A 1,695-nucleotide genomic window follows, 5' to 3' on the forward strand; every position below is an offset into this window, starting at 1 on the left:
GTTCATAGGCAGTCTCCTGACGCAGATACACGCGGAATCGGGATGTTAATGGGACTGGGACTGGTCCAGCAAGCGCACAAGGTCATCGCCCAGCAGGCGGCAGATCGCTTCGAGTTCGGCATCCGTAACCTGACGGTCGGCGGAAAGGTCCGTCTCGACCGTGAAGCCCTCCGGCGAGCCGACCGACGGCGGACAACCGGGCGCCGGTACCGGCGGGATGTCCGCCTCCCCTTCCCGATTCGATTCTGACCGCCGCTTGAGCATGCCAGAATGATGATCGGGTTGTCGGCATTGGACGTCCCCACAACGTTACCGCCAATGACGTTTGTTTTGGGGATAGCACTCATCACTTGCCCTGGAGAGATTTCAGGGTCCGTTCAACAATCTTCTCCACTCCGTCGTCAGCCAAGCCGCATGCAATGAACACTGCGGCAACAAGCTTCGAGAACCTGCCGCCGGCAGTTCCAGAAGCGCGACGACCTAGAATGCCTCTTGAAGAGCGTGCAAGCTTTGTCGCCAGATGGTTCCTGACGAGATCCGGATTGCGGCCACCGGGATCTTTGACGGCTGCATCAAGAAGCGTGTCGATTCCCTTGCTGATCTCGAGGAGCTGATGGTGGAAGATTTCTGCACCGTGCGTAAGCTCTGCAGATTTCCTGATATGATCGGCTTCAACTTCCTCGACCCGGCGCCCCACAACTGTCCTGATCACTCCCGCACTGGCCATCTGTCCGATTGTTTCGCGGAGCTCGAATGGCAGGTTGACGTTGAAGTCAGCGATTTCCTCGGGTGTTGTACCCATGGTGGAAGCAAGCCTCATGAGCGCACCGCGGAATATCTTAAGTTGCTTCAAACGTCGGGCGCGTTCGGCGCGGGTCATCTTCATGCGGAAGATTCCCTCGAGATCCGCGTGGGCATGACGGATGACAAAGTCGAGTTCACGTGCCTGAGCATCGCTCAACTTCAGGTCACGACCGAGGTCTTTCAGTTTTTTCGGAGATGGAATTTTGAAGTTTTTAGCCACGGAACCTTGCCTTTCTTGTCGTGTTGCCTGGAGCCTCACCGGACGTGTTGTTGCAGCGACAGGCTGTGTTCAGCACCTTAAGATAGGAACGCTGTGCCTCGAGCCCAGTCGCCTGAATGTAGTGCTTCTCGGTTGTGGCCAGCGAACGATGCCCCAGGAGGGGCGCCGCAGAACGGACGCGTGCCGGGTCGGCAATCGTGAGCGTCGTGGCTGAGGCATCCCGGAATGCATGGGGATTGATCGCCTTGCCGAATGCTTCGCGCGTGCGGAGCTCGATACGTCCCGACATGCCTTCCTGGCCTAAGGGTGAGCCGTCACTGGAGACCCACACGCGGGCTCCCACGTCGCGAGCCCACCGACCCGTCCGTGCCATCAGGACGGGCCGCCAGATGTCCAGGTATTGGTTCATGGGCTGCACCAGGACGTCGGCGAGCGGGAGTTCGAGGGGCGCGCCATTCTTTGTCTCGGAGCCCTCGAAGCTCACCATGTACCCTGCCCCTTGGCGGAGAAGGTCTTTGCCCAGTTCGAAGTTCACGAGATTGCGACGACGCAAGGGGTGAAGGATCAGGAACGCGATGATGAGACCATCCCGATAGGCAAGGGCGTGATCGAGATTGGTTGGATCGGTTGCTGCTGCCATGAGACGCACGCCGAGATCGACCAGCTCGTTT

At 59.0% G+C, this 1,695-nt stretch carries 3 protein-coding genes; all 3 read right to left on the minus strand.

The features are described from left to right. Positions 1–45: 45 nt before the first annotated feature. Positions 46–264, minus strand: coding sequence for a hypothetical protein (locus WCJ41_RS22085; protein WP_336907984.1), 219 nt, complete (start codon positions 262–264; stop codon positions 46–48). Between the two features lie 82 nt (positions 265–346). Beyond that, positions 347–1,024, minus strand: coding sequence for a hypothetical protein (locus WCJ41_RS22090; protein WP_336907985.1), 678 nt, complete (start codon positions 1,022–1,024; stop codon positions 347–349). After that, a partial coding sequence (locus WCJ41_RS22095; protein WP_336907986.1) for a site-specific integrase occupies positions 1,017–1,695 on the minus strand: 679 nt, incomplete at its 5' end. The genes WCJ41_RS22095 and WCJ41_RS22090, both read right to left, overlap by 8 nt.

The organism is Aestuariivirga sp. (genome assembly GCF_037139295.1).
Lineage (GTDB): Bacteria > Pseudomonadota > Alphaproteobacteria > Rhizobiales > Aestuariivirgaceae > Aestuariivirga.